The following is a 16,289-nucleotide window of genomic DNA, read 5'->3' as shown; positions in this document are numbered from 1 at the left end:
AAGCAACCATAGGGCGCAAAAGGGCTATCGACCCGCTAGTCGACTAGGTTCCGTCGGCCTTTACCGGCTCATCGCACCGCACTGACCTCGATGTAGGCATCGGAACTCAGCAGGTTCTTGTCGTCGCTGACCAAGTCGCCGACGACGTCGATGCGGATCCGTCGCTCTGAGGGGTGCTCGTTGAGGAAGGTCGCCACCGCGGTGGTGACCTCGTCGGTCAGCCTCGCCACGGCCGCACGCGCGCCGCCGGCATCGGAGTCGGTGTCACCCTTGTCCTCGATGAGGTACTGCAGCACCCTCGCATCGACGTCGACCCGCACGTTGTGCTTGACGAACACCTCCTGCACCATCTGCCGAAGCTTCTTCCGCACGATCTTCTGCTGCGTCGGCAGCGACAGCGGCTGGAAGGGTACGATCGCGTCGATGCGGCCCAGCAGCTCGGGCGGGAACCGGTTGTCGCCTGTCGTCGAGGAGATGGAGCGGCGGATCAGCTTCTCGTACTCCATCAGCTGTTTGCCCGAGCCGGTGTCGTCGGCGGCGTACTGCGAGATGCTCTTGTAGATTTCCGTGCCGGCGTTCGTCGTCAGGACGATGTACGTGTTGAGGAAGCTCACTTCGCGGTTGTTGTCGTCGTTGAGCCGGCCGTCGTCGAGCACCTGTAGCAGCACGCGCGTGACCATGGCCGAGGCCTTCTCGACCTCGTCGAACAGCAGCACGGCGTGGGAGAGGTCCCACACCCGCTTGGTGAGTTCGGAGCGGAAGGCCGCGAATGACGAGTCCTCGGCGTACTCCGTCATGTCGAAGCGGATCAGGTGCCGCTGGTCATCGCCGAACAGCAGCTTCGCCAGCTGCTTGGTGAGTTCGGTCTTGCCGACGCCGGTGGAGCCCGTGAACAGCAGGCTCGCCATTGGCTTTCCCTTGTCGTTGAGGTCGGCCACCGCCAGCTGTAGGCGACGCGCCACCGCGCTGGTCGCCCATTCCTGGCTGAACACCTTCTCGTCCAGCTGCTTCTTGATCTTCGCGCCGTCGACCTTGAAGGCCACGTTCACGTTCAGGGTCTCCATGAGCACGTCCGAGAGCAGGTCCCGGTCCATCGGCCGGTGCGTCAGGCGGGACCAGCCGACCATGGAGTCGAGCACGAGGATCGACTTGCGCGGTTGAGCGCTGGCCGGCATGTAGCGCTGGGTGTACTCGTAGATCTGCCGGAAGATGTGGTCGTCGTAGAACTCGTCGGCCACCCCATATCGTTCGGCCATGCCCTGCAGAATCTTGATGGTCGTCGACTGGTCGGGCGGGTTCAGGTTGATGCGTTGCAGTCGCTCGACGAGCGGCTGGTTCGGCGAGATGTGCTTGTGGAACTCCTCGTAGGTTGTCGCTGCGATGATCCTGATGCCGCGGGTTCCCGATGCGGCGAGGACCGGCTTGATCGCCTCGACGGCGGCGTCGGAGAGCTGCGCGACCTGATGGAACTCGTCGATGAAGAGGACCAGTTCGTGCCTCTCGTTTCTGACGAAGTCCTCGGCCTCGTCGAAGAAGCCCTTGAGGATCGCGGCCATGTTCTCGGCGGTGCCCGCCTCGGAGATCATGCGCGCTGGGTCCACTTCCAGGTAGAGGCGGTCCTTGTCCACCAGCATCGTGGCCTGGACCAGGGCCGTCTTGCCTGTGCCGGCCTCGGCCAACAGGAGCGCGTTGCACAGCTCGGGACGGCTCAGCGAGGCCAGCAGCTGTGTCGTCTCGTGCTCGCGGCCGACGATGTCGCGCTCGGCCTTCTTCAGCGGCTCGGAGAGTTTGGACAGGAGCCGGTAGCGCTCGTTGAGCTGCACCTCTTGAAACATGCCACACAAGACCTCTCGACAGGACTGGCGATCCGACTGTGAAATCAGTCGAAATCTATCATGAGCCACACTCGATAGGGCGTGCAATGACAGGCAAAAGGGCTCGTGAGGGCATTCGTGGATGGGTCTTGGAAGGCGGCCGCGCGATCAGCGCTCGACATCTCGTACGCGTAGGTCGTGCACTCCAGTGGATCAAGACGATTCCGTGTAGCCGAAATGCCCCTGGATGTCATTCCAGGGGCCCTTTCGAGGGCTTGACTCGGCCTCGCCCTTGGTCTCAGTCGACCGTCGGCTGGTCGACCTCGACCTCGGCTGCCTGTTCCCGCTCGGTCTCGGGAGCCGAAGACTGAGCCTGTGACTCCTTGGCCGCGGCCTGGGCCTCGCGGGCTGCACGCATGGAGGCCAATTGGCGGTCCAGCGTTCTGCTGTCGACCACGAACTCGGAGGCCTTGACGGACTTGGTGTTGACCACCAGGCCGGTGCCGTGCGTCGCGGGCATCACATTGCCCTTGAAGCCGTAGATGGTGCCGATCTCGTTGCCGTCCTTGTCCAGGATCGGCTCGGTGTTCGGCCCGGCGGCCTCGGCGATCTCCTCCATCTGACTGGTGGAGTACGGGGCGCCGTTGTTGTGGCGGACCTTGCCGTCCTCGCCCTGAACCCGATCGGACTTCAGATGCAGGTTCGTTTGCTTCGGGCCGCGCAGGTCTCGAGCGTCAAGCTGGATGTCGGCGTACCGGGACTTGCCGTCCTTGGTGAAGCCCTTCTTGTAGGCTATCGCGATGAGGTTGACTCCGGTCATCGCGCCCCGGCCCCTGAGAAGTGCCATGATCTCTCCTCTCCACTTGTTCCGACTGTCATCCGACAGTCGACCGCGATCAGTCACATCGCCCGAACAAGACGTAATCGGCTCGTCTGGTTAGGGCTCAAAAGCGGTTGAGATGGACGGCTGATGCGAGTCGAATGCCATCTCGGCCTCTGCTGTGGTCACAGCCTGATCGACTCGGGCCTGGACCCGCACGACCAGGCCGGCGTCCAGCGAGGAAGCCTTGGACCGCCGCATCCCCGCGGCTTGCTCGCGCCCGGCGCGCAGCTCCGCGATTCGGGAACGCAACATGAGCGAGCCGGATCGCCGGCCCGTCTGCTGGGACGTCAGCTCCCGGGACACCCGTGTCATCGCCGCGACGTCGTTCACCGGCAGATCGGCAATTGCCTCTGCCTGACCGGACTGGTCCAGGTAGTCCATCGCCGCCAGCAGCAGCCGTCGGCGATCCCTGGCAGTCTCGACGAAGGCCTGGTGTGCGCGCGCGCCGATGACGACGTCGGTGACGAAGTCGTAGCCCAGGTGATGCAGATCCAAGCCTTTGACCTCGTCGAAGTCATACGCGGTACCGACGACGACCTTGAAGTCCGTGCTGACCGCGTCCGCCTCCGTACTCGCCCGGTCCTCGGCGCCCGACCCCACGCGCAGCACCAGGCCGGAGGAAGCGAGATCGGCCCGGAGGCCGTGCAACTTCCGGTCATAGGACTGCTTCATCGTCCGAATGCGCGCGTCCAGCACCGCCCGGCCGCGCATGCCCTCGGTCAGGAGCCTGCCGCCGGGCTGACCGTAGATCGTCCGGCCCAGATTCTCGGCCTCCTCGGAGTCTTTCATCCGCTGCAGAGAGGCATCCGCGCGCAGGGCCATGAGCGAGAGCAGCCGCCGGCCGTAAGCCGCCACGTCCTGCTGCTGCTCGTGCCATGCGCCCGCACCGCCGACAAAGGGCAGGAAGTGCCGGTACTTGCTCATCAGCCTCCAGTGGTAGGCCTCCTCGAAGCGGTAGAAGTCGTAGAGCGGGCGCGAATCCTCGGCCGCCACACCGGCCTTCTCGGCCCGTTCCCACTGGTGGGTGAGATCGCGGTAGACCCCGGCCTTCTCCCGGTGATGCCGTAGACGTGAGGCGTAGCTGCGCAGCCGGAAGCCGAAGGAGACCAGATCGGCTTCCGTGTTCTCGTGGCCCACGCGACGATCTGCAGCCAGCGCCGCCATCTGCTGGTAGTCCATCCCCATGACTTCGAGCATCGGCGTGCGCACCCGCAGTTCCGACTCCGGCATGGCCCGAAGCATCTGGTAGATGCCGTTGACGGCGCGCTCCGTGATCTGCGTACGTCCCTGCTCGACGAGCTTCTGCCACTCCTCCGTGCTCAGAGACTCCTTTGCGCGGCGCTCGTTGGCGTAGTCGACGATGCGCTCCATGGCCGCGGGCATCGGGGACCCAGCACGTTCGAGCTGCTCCTCCACGAGCTCGGTCACCAACTGGTTCGCCTTGCGCATGCGAGCGTCGTCCGAGCCGGCGCGCCAAAGCGTTCGGTCCCCAGGCAGGCAGGCGACCAGAAACTGCGGCAGGGACTCGGCACGGATCCGCTCGTGCGCCCACCGCTTGATGAAGGTGGTGACGTTGCGCCGCTCGTAGCCGACGGCGCTGGAGAGGTGGGCGACCGCCTGCTTCTCGTGGAGCCAGGCATCGACGCCGCGGCGGAGCCGGGACTTGTGCCGGTCCAGTAGCTTGCCGCGCTGCGTGCCGTTCTTCGTCACCTGGCCCCGGCCGCCGTCGACCATGGCCAGGTGGCAGTGCACGTGCTCGGTGTCGACCTGGATGACCCCCACGTACCGCAGGTCGTCGAAGCCGCTGGTCCCAGAGCCCATCCGCTCCAGGCCGTACATGACCGCCATGCGCAGCTTCATCTGATCGATGTGGCCGCGGTAGTCACCGCGGGCTTCGCAGCGGAAGTCAACGTCGATGATCTTTTGCTTCCGCAGGTACTCCTCGTCGAAAGACAGCACGGTCTTCAACACGGTGTGCCCCGCGTCGAAGTAGTGCTGGATGTCCCTGCCGGCCGCCTTGAGCTGTTCGTCCGAGAGCGAGACCGAGCCGTAGCCGAAGGCCACGCCGCCGTGGCCTTGCGCCTGGCGCATCTCGTGCTTCGCCGCACCCCGCGAAATGCCGACGCGCTCGACGGCGGACTCCCTCGCCGTGTAGCGCAGGATGAAGTCGTCGGTGCGCAGACGCTGGATCGGAGCCAGGGACTCCGTCGCCTGCGCGCGGGCCATGTACCGGGTGATGTAGTCGCCCGGCGTCGCGCCGCGCGATCCCTTGCCGCCGGGCAGCTGCACGGTGAACTCATTCACGATCACGATGTCCTGCTTCAGGCCCATCGTCGCTCTCTTTCCTGTCTCGCCACCGATGCACCACGGGCCCCGGCTGCTGTCAGCCGGCTCCCCGGGCCGCGCACGTCATGCCTGATCCGTCCTCAGGAGCCCAAGCTCTGCTCGTCGTCAACGCCGAAGTCCAGATCGGCCGCACGCCGGGCCACCTGGAGCTTGCGCTCGTCCAGGCTCGGGACGGGCTTGGCCTCATGTCGGCGTGCCTCCTCCTCCCGGTCGGGAGCGAGGTTCAGGTCGCGTTGCGCCTCACGGGTCGGGACCGAGGAAGCGGACGGCACCTCCTGCTCCACAGCCTTGTGCAGTGGTGCAGCCACGCGCTCCCGGTAGAGGTTCTCCATGGTGCCCTCGGTGCTCGCACGCTCGGTCTTGTACTGCTCCCGTTCGGCGGCGATCTCCGCCTCGATCTGCCGCAAGCGTGCGTTCATGCCGTCAGCCACCGGCGCTGCCTCGGGCGCGGGCGCTCCGACGACCTGCTTGGTCTCGGTGTCCAGGCCCAGCTCGTCCTCGGTGAACAGCGGGTTGATCGCGTCCGCGCGCGACTTCAGCCCGCGTGCGTCGACCACGGCCTCGGCCCGCGGGGCGCCGTTCTTGGATTGGTCGGCGAAGTAGCCGGCGAGGTCGTAGCCGCTGGACTCGAGATCGATCTCCAAGCCCCCGATGCCGTGGATCTGGGTGAAGACCACGGGCACATCGCCTTCGGTCTGCACCTCCGACGGAGCGAGGACGAGCACGTCCGCCGTGGCCGGCAGCTCCCACTCGATCCCGGTGACCTGCTCGGGCACGGTGAAGCCACTCGTGAAGTATCCCTTGCCGGCCAGCACCACCAGCTGCTGGTCGTCGAACTCGTAGAAGGCGTCCACCCTCTCGCCCTGGCCGGGGGAGTAGGTCACCTGGGATATACCGAACGGCAGGGCCTCCGCAGGGGTGACCGAGCGCAGCTCGCCCGTCATGTGCAGATACGGACGGTAGTTCTCCTCCCGGCCCCGATGTTTGAGGTCGAGCGATTCGACCATGACGCCGAGCTCGACGACCACGCCCTCCAGCCGGTACGTCTCCACTCCTCGTTCACGCAGGACACGGTGGGCCCATACGTCGTTCATCGTCAGTCCTGCGGTGCGCATCACTTGCTCCTCTTGCGGGTGGTCCTGCTCTGGTTGGCGGTCCTGGTCGTGGACTCCGGTGTGACGTGGGTCCCGGTCGCGTCGCCCCGGGCGTCCTGGATCCTCGCGATCATCCGTGTTGCCCAGCGCCACATGCCGCGCATCACGACGATCTCGCCCGCGACGAGCAGTGCGACCAGGAAGAGGAGCGGCATTAGCCACATGGCGACGGTTCCATCAGCGCTGAGCGCTACCCGGGATGCGCCCGACTGCTGGTGCAGCCATGCGCCCAGCAGCGGGATGATGACCACGGCCGTGATGCATGCCAGCAGGTAGTCGGCGAGAAGGACGACGGCCCGGAAGAACCCCGCCCACACCACGACGGAGACCCCACCGGCCTGATTCCCCGGAGCCAGGCGCCGCCATCCGGTGTGCGGCTTCGCGGTCTTGGGCTCCTTCTCAGGCTTGGACGTGGTCTTCCTCGCCGCCGAGGCCGTGCTCGTCGGGACAGTCGTCTCGGTCTTCTCCAGGGCCTGAGTCGACATCTTCGTGTCCTTACGTCTCGTAGAGGTCTTCTGGGGTGCGTGCCGAAACGGTGGGTGTTTCGCTCACCGGTTCGGCTTGGGGGAGGACTGCTCCTCGCCGGCCCCGACGAGGGCGTCGCGGGTCTTGCCTGAGGCCCGGTAGGCGTCCAGCGATGTCGCCGTGCCGTCCTGAGAGGTGGAGTAAGCGAGGACCACGAACTCGCTCTTGGAGGCGCTGCTCTTGTCCGGTCCAACGCGGACCGGATCGAGACGGGCCACCCCCGTGTAGGAGTAGTTCAGGCCCTGCACTCGACTCACATGCACGTCCAGATCGGCAAGCGCGTACGTCGTCCCAGCGCCCTTCGTGGCTCCGGTCGCAGTCATCCACTCCGGCACGAACTCAGTCAGTACCCGGGACTTGTCGTCGAGGAAGCCGTAGCGCGCGTCGAGCAGCGCCTGCTGCTCCTTGACGGTCCGGCTCGACGCCGAGCTGTCCGTGAGGCCGAGCAGAAGGGACCGGCCCGTCGTCCTGTCACGGTTCACCCGCTCGATGTCCACGCCCGGCAACTGGGCCAGCAGCGCCGTGTGCCGTGCCGCGAGCTCGGTCCGGGCGTCGCTGAGGTCGACTTCGAGCTTCTGAAGGGCCGCGTTGTCCTGGATGTCCGACACCGCCGGACCGTCGCCGAGCAGGCCGGCTCCGAGTGTGACCACCGAGAGCGCGAGCAGCGCCCCGGTGCCGCCGAGCAGGATCCTCCCGGCGTGCAGGCGCAACTTGTCGTTGATCTCCTCCTTCACGGTGCCCTCACCTCCTGCTCCAGAGCCTTGCCCGTGACCGTCGTACCGGTCCGGATGTTCACGAATGCGTTGCGGACCAGGTCGTAGTCGGCGCGGGCCCAGGCCAGCACCGCCGGCTTTTCGCCCGCCCCGGTCCTGGTCTCCATCGCCAGCCAGGTCACCGCGATGGTGCCGTCGTCGTTGACCAGGTAAGGCACCTGGCCGGCCCACTCGAAGCCCGAGTCGAAGCTCATGGGGATCCCGACGCCGGCTGGTACGTCCTTGTCGCCGGCGAGCAGGTACCACGGACCCAGGTCTTCCCGGTGTACCGAGGGGGCAAAGTAGGGGATGAGATTGCGTAGCGTCGACTGAGACGTCGCCGCGTCGAGCTTGCCGCCGCCTGCCGCCACCTTGGGCGTCAGGTAGCGGTAGTCGTTCTGCAGCTTCGCGACTTGACCAGCCGCCCTCAGGGCCGCGGTCAGACCACGCTCGGCGTCGTCGGGCTTCGGTAGCGCCGCGGTCTTCGCCTCGGTGATCCTGAGCTGCTCCCGCAGAGAGGACACCTCCGGTACAGCCGTACCGCGCTCCGCGCTCTGGCCGTCGGATATTCCTGCGGAGAGCAGGAAGCACAGCAGTGCGCCGACACCCATGCTCAGACCGGCCGCAAGGGTGCGCTTGCGCAGGCTGCCCGCGGGCTCCATGCGCTCAGGAGTGTCCGCGCCCTCCTGCGAGGACCTGGACGTCGCGACGAAGCGCGTCTTGCGTACCGCGGACCCGCCCGACTCATCGGTCTGTGTCGACGCCATCGCTCCTCAACTCGCTGTTCCACTCAAATACCAGTCTGACTCTATCAGTGAGATGAGTCGAAAGGGTGCCTGAGTCATTTGGAATGGCGAGTCTCGCCGCTCGCCGGCACGCCGGAGAGGTTCGCGACCTTGCCCTGGGCGTCGACCGTGACGAAGAGGAGCGCGCGCCGGTACGCCGTGACACTGGCTTTGCTCGCCTTGTTCTGGGACGTCGCGTCGGAGGTGACCTCGACGTCGGCAAGGACGGCGTAGGTGTAGACGCCCGCCTTGGCGTCGATGACCTCCACGTCCGGATCCGCGCCGAGGGCCGAGTTCAGGCCAACCGCGTCGATGTAGTGGTAACGCCGCCCTTGGGAATCCTCGTTGAACCTCGACGGGGGCATGAACGACTTCAGGAACTTCTCGTTCTCGGTGAGGTCGAACCGACTCTTCAGCCTCTCGCGCGCAGCCTCGTAGCTCTGCCCCGAGTCCCACGTGAAGACCATCGAGAGCAGCGACTTGATGCGCTCACGGTCGGTGCTCAGCCGACTCCGGCTGACACCCATGGCCGCCATCACGTCCGCGTTCACCTGCTCGGCGTCACTCTTCCGGACTGCCGCCAGATGTCCCTCGATCTCGTTGATCCGGGCTTCCTGCTCAACCAGGGCCGCGTGCCGACTGCTCCAGGTCACTCCGCCAACCGTCGCGACCACCGTGAGGACCGCTGCCGTCCCCAGGGCCGAGAGGTTGCGCCGGAAGAATCCCCGCCGCGCGGGTGCTGCCGTCTGCTCCGTCATCGCTTCCCGCCCGCCTCCTGTGTGCCGATGCCGCTGAGTTCGGGTACTCCGGACCCGGCCGGCATCCTGACCGCCGGGTTCTCGTGCGGAGCCCCGGCGGCGGTTACCACGAGGGCCAGGTGGTCGAAGGCCCCCGCCGTGCCATTGCGTACGTAGCGCGCGCTCGCCCAGGCGAGCACCTCGCCGCTCGTCGTGTCCCGGCACAGCCAGATGACCCTTGCCTGGTTCGTCGCGCCGGAGCCGCCCTTCACGCTCAGATCGGGCATCACCGTCTCGACCTTCCATGCGTACGTGCTCGGGGCAGCCGCCTTGTCGCCCTCGTAGCGGATGTACCAGGCGTGGCGCGGATCGATCTCGGTGGTCGCGTCGAACGGCGTCAGCGACGACGTGCTGTACGCCTCCTTGTCGCTGACGCGGAAAGAGTCCTTGCCGAACAGCGGCGCCAAGTGCCGTCGGTGCTCGATGATTTCCAGCGTGGCCTGGTTCGGAGCCCCGTTCTTCGGGCTGGGCTGGACATCGGCCCGGTGGTACAACTCAGCGAAGGTCTGCTCACCCGCCGCGACCTTCTCCGCGTCGGCGGCTGCCGCCTCGGCGAGCTTTGACAACTGCGCGCCGACGTCCGCCTTCGCGGGCTTGGACCGGGCATCGTCCAACTCTTGCGTGAGCTGGAGGATCCGTGCCTTGTTGTCCGCTGTGGTCGTCTTGAAGCTCTCGCCGGTCACGCCCGCAGTGATGACCAGGGCGAGGATCCCGGCACTCATCACCGCGGTGACGCCACGACGGAGCAGGCGCGCGTTGTCCGCCGGGGCGCGGGCCTGGCCCTTCTCCCGCCGGCGCATCATCCAGCCCGCGAAGCGCTCTTCGAGTTCGACTCCGGTGACCTTCGTGTGCGTCTTCGATACCGCGGGCTTCTCCCCGGGCATCGACTCGCTCTCCTGTTCAGATCCGATGCCCTCGGATTCGTCAGGGGTTGTCGTCACGGAACGCTCCTCACTCCGTGTTGTTCTCATAAACGATCGAAGCCTATACGAAAAGCCATTCATGGCCGAGTGTGAATCCATTCAGTGAGAGCGTCGAAGGTGGAACCGGCGCGCGGGCCTGACTCGGACACGAAGAAGCCGGTGCCCGGATCGCCGAGCACCGGCGTCTTCCTCCCAGGTCAGGTGCTGCGCGTCAGGCCGTTTTGATCTTGTCGGAGGCGAGCATCGCATCCGACATGTCCACGAACTTCCAGCCTTCGGCAGCCATCCGCGCCGCGCTGTCGACGCGGACCCGGCCCATGTAGGCGCAGTAGCCGGCCTCACCGAGGATGACCTTGTCCCCCTGGACGCCAAGAACCACGAGGGTGTGGCCGACGGAAGTGGATCCCGGCCCGGACCCGACCGAGTAGGGGACGGGGGTCGACTGCATCGTCTTGCCGGTCTCCCTCGCGATCGTGTAGGCCGTCTCCTTGCCATCACCGACCGGGTAGGCCTGGAACGTCGTGTATTTGTTCACGAAGTAGGTGGAGAAGCTCACACAGTTCATCGCGTGGTTGTCGCCGCAGGAACCGGGGCCGCCGCCCGGACCGTACCGGTCGTCGAGGAACTTGTCGCCCTCCTTGTTGAAGAGGTCGACGAGGGCCTGGGCCTCCTCTTGCGTCATCCCGCCGTCCTTCGGCGAGATGGAACCGCCGGCCGTGGAGGCGCAGTTTCCCAGGATCGTGTTGATCGCGTTCGATATGTTGTCGATGATCCCGCCGACGATGTCCTCGACGCCACCGACGATCGAGCTGTCGACCGACCAGCCGCTCATCTTGCCGAACCACATCTCGGCGTTGTCGCCTCGTACAGCGAGCCCGGCCGCGCCGTCGGCGGAGCGCTCCCAGTTCTCGTGAAAGTGCAGCGCCGCCGCACGCGGCGAGCCCTGCGACTTCCTGAGCATGTCCTTGAAGACCGCAACGTCGCCCGGGTTGTCACCATCGGCCATGAACGCCAGCTGGGCCTTGATCGTGAACCAGTCGACGCCCTTGCGCTGCGCGTACTGGCGCAGGAGCGTGTTGCGGCCGAACGTCCACTGCCCAAGGCCGATACCGTTGTTCGTGTTCTGCGCGGCGTCGGCCTTCGCGGCGGTCATGGCATACGTCCCCGTCGGAAAGTTCTGCACACTCGTCGGGTCGATCCCGGACTCCTGTGACCAGTTCCCGAGGATGCCCGCGATGTTCTCCTTCGGCATCCCCCAAGTGCTGAGTACCGAGTAGATCTCCTTGGCGTTCTTCTCCACGTTCGCCGGGACTGTGGCACCGGAACCGGTGCCGACGTTGTCCGCGTTGACGACGCACGCCGCCCTGTTCGCGTTGATGCTGCCCTCGGTCAACGCGGTCGAGTTGAGGACACCGGTCAGGGCCGTGCCCAGCAGGGCCACGGTGGCGGTCATCGCGACCGCACCCGACAGCGTTGCCGCTACAGGGGCCATCGTCGCAGTGACGGTGAAGCCCAGGACCGCGCCGGCCCCCTTGGCCAGGAAGCCGCCGATCGCCATGAACGGTGCGGCGATCGCATGACCAACCGCCTTGAGGATGTTGACAAAGAGAGTCCACAGCAGCTTCCCGGCGTTGACGGCCATCGCCATGGCTGCGAAGAACATGGACTTGAGCCAGTTCAGTAAGGCCATGGCCATGACCAGGCCCATGGCCGGCGGAGCAGCAGACGCACCACCGCCGATGGCCACGCCCTTGGCCGCCTTCGAGCCCAGGCCCTCGTCGTCCTTCGTCGCACCGCGCTCGTAGCCCGTGCCGCCGACACCCAGCTTGCGCTGGTCGGCCGGCTTGGCGTCCGGGCTGCCGCCGGTGGCCTTGGACACGCCTTTGACCGTGTCCTGGGCACCCTCGACAGCGAGGTTCTTCGCTGCGCCAACGGCGGCTCCCGGAAGGCCGCCGGCCTGTGCGCCGGCCACGGCACCGGAGACAGCAGCTCCCGCGTAACGCCCGACGTTGCGACGGGTCGCGCTGCTGCCGTCTCCTTCGATCGCTTTCTGGGTCGCGCCTCCGGCCAGGTTCCCGGCGACGCCGTTCATACCCTGCTTGATCGTCGCCCCGGCGTTCGCGGCCCCGGCTGTCTTGCCTGCGGTGTCTGCACTGTCCGGTACCTTCGACCCGGCCTCCGCCATCTCCGGTCGCGCGGTATTCGCCGTGCCGGAGGGCTCAGAAGGACCGGAAGGACGAGGAGGACCGGAAGGAACAGGAGGACCAGGAGGACCAGGAGGACCGGGAGGGCCGGAAGGGCTAGAAGGATCGGAAGGACGGGATGGACGGGATGGACGGGAAGGACGGGAAGGACGGGAAGGACGGGATGGGGAAGGACTGGAAGGGTCAGCTTCCCGCCCCGGGAGCTGCTTGGGCACGGCTGTCTTGCCCTCAGGAGGCTTCTCGATGCCCTCCTTTCGGGTGGGCGCCGCCGCCTTCATCCTGCTGTGCCGACGCAGGGGCGCCGCCGAATCGAGGCTCTTGGTCCCGCGACCCTGCCGGGGCATCCCCTGACTCGCCGACGTGTCCGGCTGGTCCTTCGTCGTCCCCCTCTCGGAGCTCCGATTCGGCTGGTCGGCGGCCATGCAGTTTCCTTTCCGGCTCAATCCAGGTAGCAGGATCCGACACTCCTTCGCCGCACTCAGTAGAGCGTGGTGAGGAAGTCCTTGTCGTCGCGCACGGTGCTGTTGGACTGCACGTCCCGCAGACTCACGTCCAGTCTGAGCAGTTCGAGTGAGAGGTCCGACTGGTACTTGGACTTGTTCACTGAGTAGGTTTGATACGCATGTGAAAGGTTGTTCATGATGTTCATGAGCGGGCGCATCGTCACGTCAGAGGACTGGTAGTCCTTGGTGAGGCTGGTGCCATCCGAGAGAATCCACTGCATGTCCGAGATCTGCTGAATCGTCGGATCCGACCCCTCGTCACGCTTCTTGGTGAACAGCTGGGCGTAGCTCTGTCCGGCCGGCACGAGGGCGTCCAGGTAGCCGTCGTAGACGTTGCCTGTTCGCCAGTTGAGGTCGAAGCCGCCGGGGGCGACGTGCTTGGTCTGCAGCGCCAGCGTCGAGACACCGTCCTTTGCCTCGGCTGCGGAGACCCCCGTGATCTTGTCGGTGGCGATCGAGGCCGGAACGGTCGGCGGACGCAGGAACAGCCCGTCGATCTTCGTCATCTGCAGGTCGGACGTATAAGACCGAATCTGCGTCAGATTCGCGCGCATCTCGACGAGCTTCTGGTCCAGGGCCTTTCTGGCCTCGGTCTCCTTCTTCTTGAGTGCGACCCAGTAGTAGGCCTGCGCGGGATCGAAGGTCGGAGCGTCGAGCGCCGCGATCTTCTGGACCCCGGACGCACCGGGGTTGAAGAAGACCCGCCATTGGTCGTACTTGGTGAAGGTCTCGTCACCGGCCAGCTTGCCGCTGCTCTGCTTCGGCTGGGCTCCGGGCGCGGTGAGTTCGGCATTCGCACGGACCGTCAGATTCAACACCTGACGGTCGAAGGGCCGGTCGGCGTTCAGGAGGACCCCGATGTAGCCGGTCGAGCCGAAGGCGTAGAGGGATCCCTTGATCCCGCTGGTGCTGACCGGCTCGCTGTTGAGTGAGGTGTCCGACCCGAGCAGGAACGCCCTGTAGTCCGCGGCGTTGTACGAGATCTGAGCGGTCGGGCTGAAGTGCATCATCACGAGCGCCCTGTTGCCGCGCTGGTTGGTGTAGACCCCGTCCACGGTGCCGCCGAGATTCGTCTTCGACGTCTTGAAGTCGCTGGTGTACAGCGCCGTCTGTGACAGCGAGTCACGTCCCGCCTGGTATGCCGAGATCCCTGATGCGCCGATCGCGATCGCGCCCGTGGCCGCGAAGACGCCGAAGAACACCCCGAACCGCTCGATCGCGTGGTGCGAGTCAAGCTTGAACTTCCTGCTGAAGCCCAGTGCCTTGTTCCTGATCCCCATGTTCTGCTCTCTTTCACGCCTGCACCGTGCTGCGAGCCCGGGTATGGCGAACCGGGTCGGAAGAGGCCTCGCGCCTCAACCGACCCGGTTCGCTCGATGGCTCTGTCACCGTCCGTGTGCGCAGTCCGTGACGGCCCCTTACTTGGAAGGGCCGCTCAGGAATCCGGTGACCTGGTCGAAGGTCTGCGCGATCACCGTGCCGCCGCCGAGATCCGTAATGGTCTGCTGGCCGCCGGAGCCGATCGTCGAGATCAGCGTCCAGCCGCCGGTGCTCAAAGCTCCGCCGACGAGAACGAGGAGCGCGATCGTGCCCCAGCCCTGCTGTTGGCCGGCGGACTGCGGGTTGGCCATCAGCTTCTTGATCAAGAGCACGCCGCCCCAGACCAGGCCGACAACGCCGAGCAGCATGAGTACAGAACCTCCCCAGAGCTGGACCTGGGACTTGGCGTTCTGCAGGAAGCTGGTCAGGTCCCAGGCGGCGCTCGGCAGGGGTGCCTGCATGAGGACGGTTGCCCCGTCGGTCTTCGGCATACTTCTTTCCTCTCGCCTTTCGATTCATTCAGCGGTGTGACATCGAGTCGCAGGGCAACAAGCGCTGACTACCTACCATGACAGGTAGAGACAGGGGCTGGGTAGGTCGCTGGCATCCATCGACTCCTCTTGCTGACTCGTATACCTGTGCATCCCGAGTGGTCAACTTACACTATTCGAATCGTCGATCGTAGGGGCGCGCTAGATGTATCGATAGACCTTCGAAAGAGCCTCGGAGGCGAGGCGAATCGACGTCGCGGTGCGGGGTCGTGGAGGTGGCGCGCGGCCGTTGACGTGCAGCGGGCGGCTGTGGAATCCGCAGTTCGGGATGTGTAAGGTGCTGCTCCAGCAGTGCCGCGACGTCGGCCTGCTCGATTCCGAGGTGGGCCGCCCCCGCCTGCCGCCCCCCGTCGATCGCGATCTTGACCAGGAAGTGTCAAACCGCCATGAACCCACTGCCCGGTGACCTTTTCGCCCGTCGGCTTCGTCAAGAGCGCGAACGCCTCGGCATCAGCCAGGCAGAGCTGGCGCGCCGCATGGCCGCACTGCTTGGTGCGAACGTTGACTCCACTGCCATCACGCGCATCGAGCAGCAGACCCGTGCGGTCAGGCTCGATGAGGCGGTCACCGCTGCCGAGGCTCTCGGGGTTCCGCTGATCACACTGGTCAGCGACAACTACGCCCGGGAAAACGAGGCTGAGATCCAGAAGCAGCTCGCCGAGCTCGCCATCGCCGAGCAGGAGCGGGAGAGGCTGCTGCAGAAGATCCACCGGATCACCCGGACCATCCGGCAACTCTCCGCCGAGCGGGAGGCCTTCGTCTCCCACGCGCTGAGCGTCAACCCTGAAACCGCCGGCGACCACGAGCTCGACCCGGAGACCCAGGCCGCTCTCGATGCCCGGATGCGTGATGTCCGCAACAAGCCGGCCGGAGAAGGCCCAGGCCCAGGCCCAAGTGCATGACGCTGTGCGGGCGGCCGGGTTGCACTTCCGGTCGCAGACGTTCACCGTCCCGGTTTCCGCCACCGGCCGGCCTGCATGATCTCCTCGGTGCTCGCGTCGTTCCGCCGTATCCGGGTGACATGACCAGCCCGCAGACTGTGCAGGCCGTATGCCGGCGGATCCCTCCCGACCGCTCGAGGTGCCGGTGCAGCATCGCGTGCAGCGCGTCGCCGCTCACGCCGGTCGTGTGGATCCGTGCGTCGAGGGGCACATCGTCCTGGTCGGCCTTCGGTCGGCCACGGGCCCGTGCATCCGTCGGCGGACGTAGCTCCAGGCCGTGCGGCTGCACGGCCGCAGTGTCCCAAATCACCAAGACAGTCGGGCAGTTGGATAGGATCGCAGGCATGGGATTTGACTGGGAAAACATACTCGGCACAAGCGGGAACGGTCTCGACGAGGCATACGACAGGGCGGTCTCCTCGGTCGTCTACGGCGAGACCTCGGAGGACGACCATCCGCCACTCCCGGTCGGCGAAGAGTTCGACAACACGGATGGCCTGCGCTGACCTGAGGGCGCACGCAGAGACTGCCCGATGAGCCGGGGTTGCTTGTCGGCCTTGGTCCGCTCTGGCGGGCAATGGGGATCAGCGGCTTCTGCCCCGTAATGAACCGGTGGTCGAGCGTGCCATCGGGAACCTCGCCTCGCCGTGTCCGGATGGGCGCGGCACGGGTGGCGAGAAGCTGCGCTCGGACAGCCCGGCGTCCGTCGCCGGCTCCTTCGGTGGGGCGCTGAGCCGGCCGGGGAATCACGGGTCAGTTTGTGTCCCGATGGGGCCCCTGCCAACGATCTG

The 16,289-nt window shown here is 66.1% G+C and carries 14 protein-coding genes; 2 read left to right on the top strand and 12 right to left on the bottom strand.

The genetic code is table 11. The annotated features are described in order from the left end of the window. Positions 1 to 68: 68 nt before the first annotated feature. The 12 genes from MUK52_RS04345 to MUK52_RS04290 all read right to left on the bottom strand — a co-directional run bounded on the left by MUK52_RS04345 (position 69) and on the right by MUK52_RS04290 (position 14,497). The gene (locus MUK52_RS04345; protein WP_284574739.1) at positions 69 to 1,823 is read right to left on the bottom strand and encodes an AAA family ATPase; all 1,755 of its coding nucleotides are present in this window, start codon (positions 1,821 to 1,823) and stop codon (positions 69 to 71) included. A 289-nt stretch (positions 1,824 to 2,112) separates the two neighbouring features. After that, complete coding sequence (locus MUK52_RS04340) at positions 2,113 to 2,661, bottom strand: hypothetical protein (protein ID WP_284574738.1); 549 nt, start codon at positions 2,659 to 2,661, stop codon at positions 2,113 to 2,115. A 90-nt stretch (positions 2,662 to 2,751) separates the two neighbouring features. Continuing rightward, entirely contained in the window at positions 2,752 to 5,028 is a 2,277-nt protein-coding gene (mobL, locus tag MUK52_RS04335) for a relaxase MobL (protein ID WP_284574737.1), read from the bottom strand. Positions 5,029 to 5,123: 95 nt separating this feature from the next. Beyond that, positions 5,124 to 6,158, bottom strand: a complete 1,035-nt coding sequence (locus MUK52_RS04330) for a hypothetical protein (RefSeq protein WP_284574736.1) — start codon at positions 6,156 to 6,158, stop codon at positions 5,124 to 5,126. After that, positions 6,158 to 6,682 (bottom strand): hypothetical protein, encoded by a 525-nt coding sequence (locus MUK52_RS04325; RefSeq protein ID WP_284574734.1) that lies wholly within the window; start codon positions 6,680 to 6,682, stop codon positions 6,158 to 6,160. The genes MUK52_RS04330 and MUK52_RS04325 overlap by 1 nt, the downstream gene beginning before the upstream one ends. A gap of 63 nt (positions 6,683 to 6,745) precedes the next feature. Then, positions 6,746 to 7,456, bottom strand: coding sequence for a hypothetical protein (locus tag MUK52_RS04320; protein ID WP_284574732.1), 711 nt, complete (start codon positions 7,454 to 7,456; stop codon positions 6,746 to 6,748). Further along, positions 7,453 to 8,241: a hypothetical protein gene (locus MUK52_RS04315; protein WP_284574731.1), complete on the bottom strand. Its 789-nt coding sequence runs from the start codon at positions 8,239 to 8,241 to the stop codon at positions 7,453 to 7,455. The genes MUK52_RS04320 and MUK52_RS04315 overlap by 4 nt, the downstream gene beginning before the upstream one ends. A 74-nt stretch (positions 8,242 to 8,315) precedes the next feature. Beyond that, complete coding sequence (locus MUK52_RS04310; protein WP_284574730.1) at positions 8,316 to 9,017, bottom strand: hypothetical protein; 702 nt, start codon at positions 9,015 to 9,017, stop codon at positions 8,316 to 8,318. Beyond that, a complete protein-coding gene (locus MUK52_RS04305; protein WP_284574729.1) occupies positions 9,014 to 9,997 on the bottom strand; it encodes a hypothetical protein in 984 nt (327 codons plus the stop codon). Before MUK52_RS04305 ends, MUK52_RS04310 begins: the two co-directional genes overlap by 4 nt. A gap of 193 nt (positions 9,998 to 10,190) precedes the next feature. Beyond that, positions 10,191 to 12,071 carry a phage tail tip lysozyme gene (locus MUK52_RS04300; RefSeq protein WP_284574728.1) on the bottom strand — a complete coding sequence of 627 codons (1,881 nt, stop codon included), beginning with the start codon at positions 12,069 to 12,071 and terminating at the stop codon, positions 10,191 to 10,193. Positions 12,072 to 12,661: 590 nt separating this feature from the next. Beyond that, positions 12,662 to 13,966, bottom strand: a complete 1,305-nt coding sequence (locus MUK52_RS04295; RefSeq protein WP_284574727.1) for a hypothetical protein — start codon at positions 13,964 to 13,966, stop codon at positions 12,662 to 12,664. Positions 13,967 to 14,104: 138 nt separating this feature from the next. Then, positions 14,105 to 14,497 carry a hypothetical protein gene (locus MUK52_RS04290; protein ID WP_114055134.1) on the bottom strand — a complete coding sequence of 131 codons (393 nt, stop codon included), beginning with the start codon at positions 14,495 to 14,497 and terminating at the stop codon, positions 14,105 to 14,107. Positions 14,498 to 14,943: 446 nt separating this feature from the next. Between MUK52_RS04290 and MUK52_RS04285 the strand changes: the two genes are divergently transcribed. Continuing rightward, positions 14,944 to 15,459 (top strand): helix-turn-helix domain-containing protein, encoded by a 516-nt coding sequence (locus MUK52_RS04285; protein WP_114055135.1) that lies wholly within the window; start codon positions 14,944 to 14,946, stop codon positions 15,457 to 15,459. A 383-nt stretch (positions 15,460 to 15,842) separates the two neighbouring features. Beyond that, positions 15,843 to 16,004 (top strand): hypothetical protein, encoded by a 162-nt coding sequence (locus MUK52_RS04280; protein WP_174250377.1) that lies wholly within the window; start codon positions 15,843 to 15,845, stop codon positions 16,002 to 16,004. Positions 16,005 to 16,289 lie beyond the last annotated feature (285 nt).

This window comes from Streptomyces sp. 2P-4 (assembly GCF_030167965.1).
In the GTDB taxonomy this organism is placed as follows: Bacteria; Actinomycetota; Actinomycetes; order Streptomycetales; family Streptomycetaceae; genus Streptomyces; species Streptomyces globosus_A.
The sequence above is the reverse complement of the archived record's forward strand: the minus strand, read 5'-3'. Positions and strand labels throughout refer to the sequence as shown.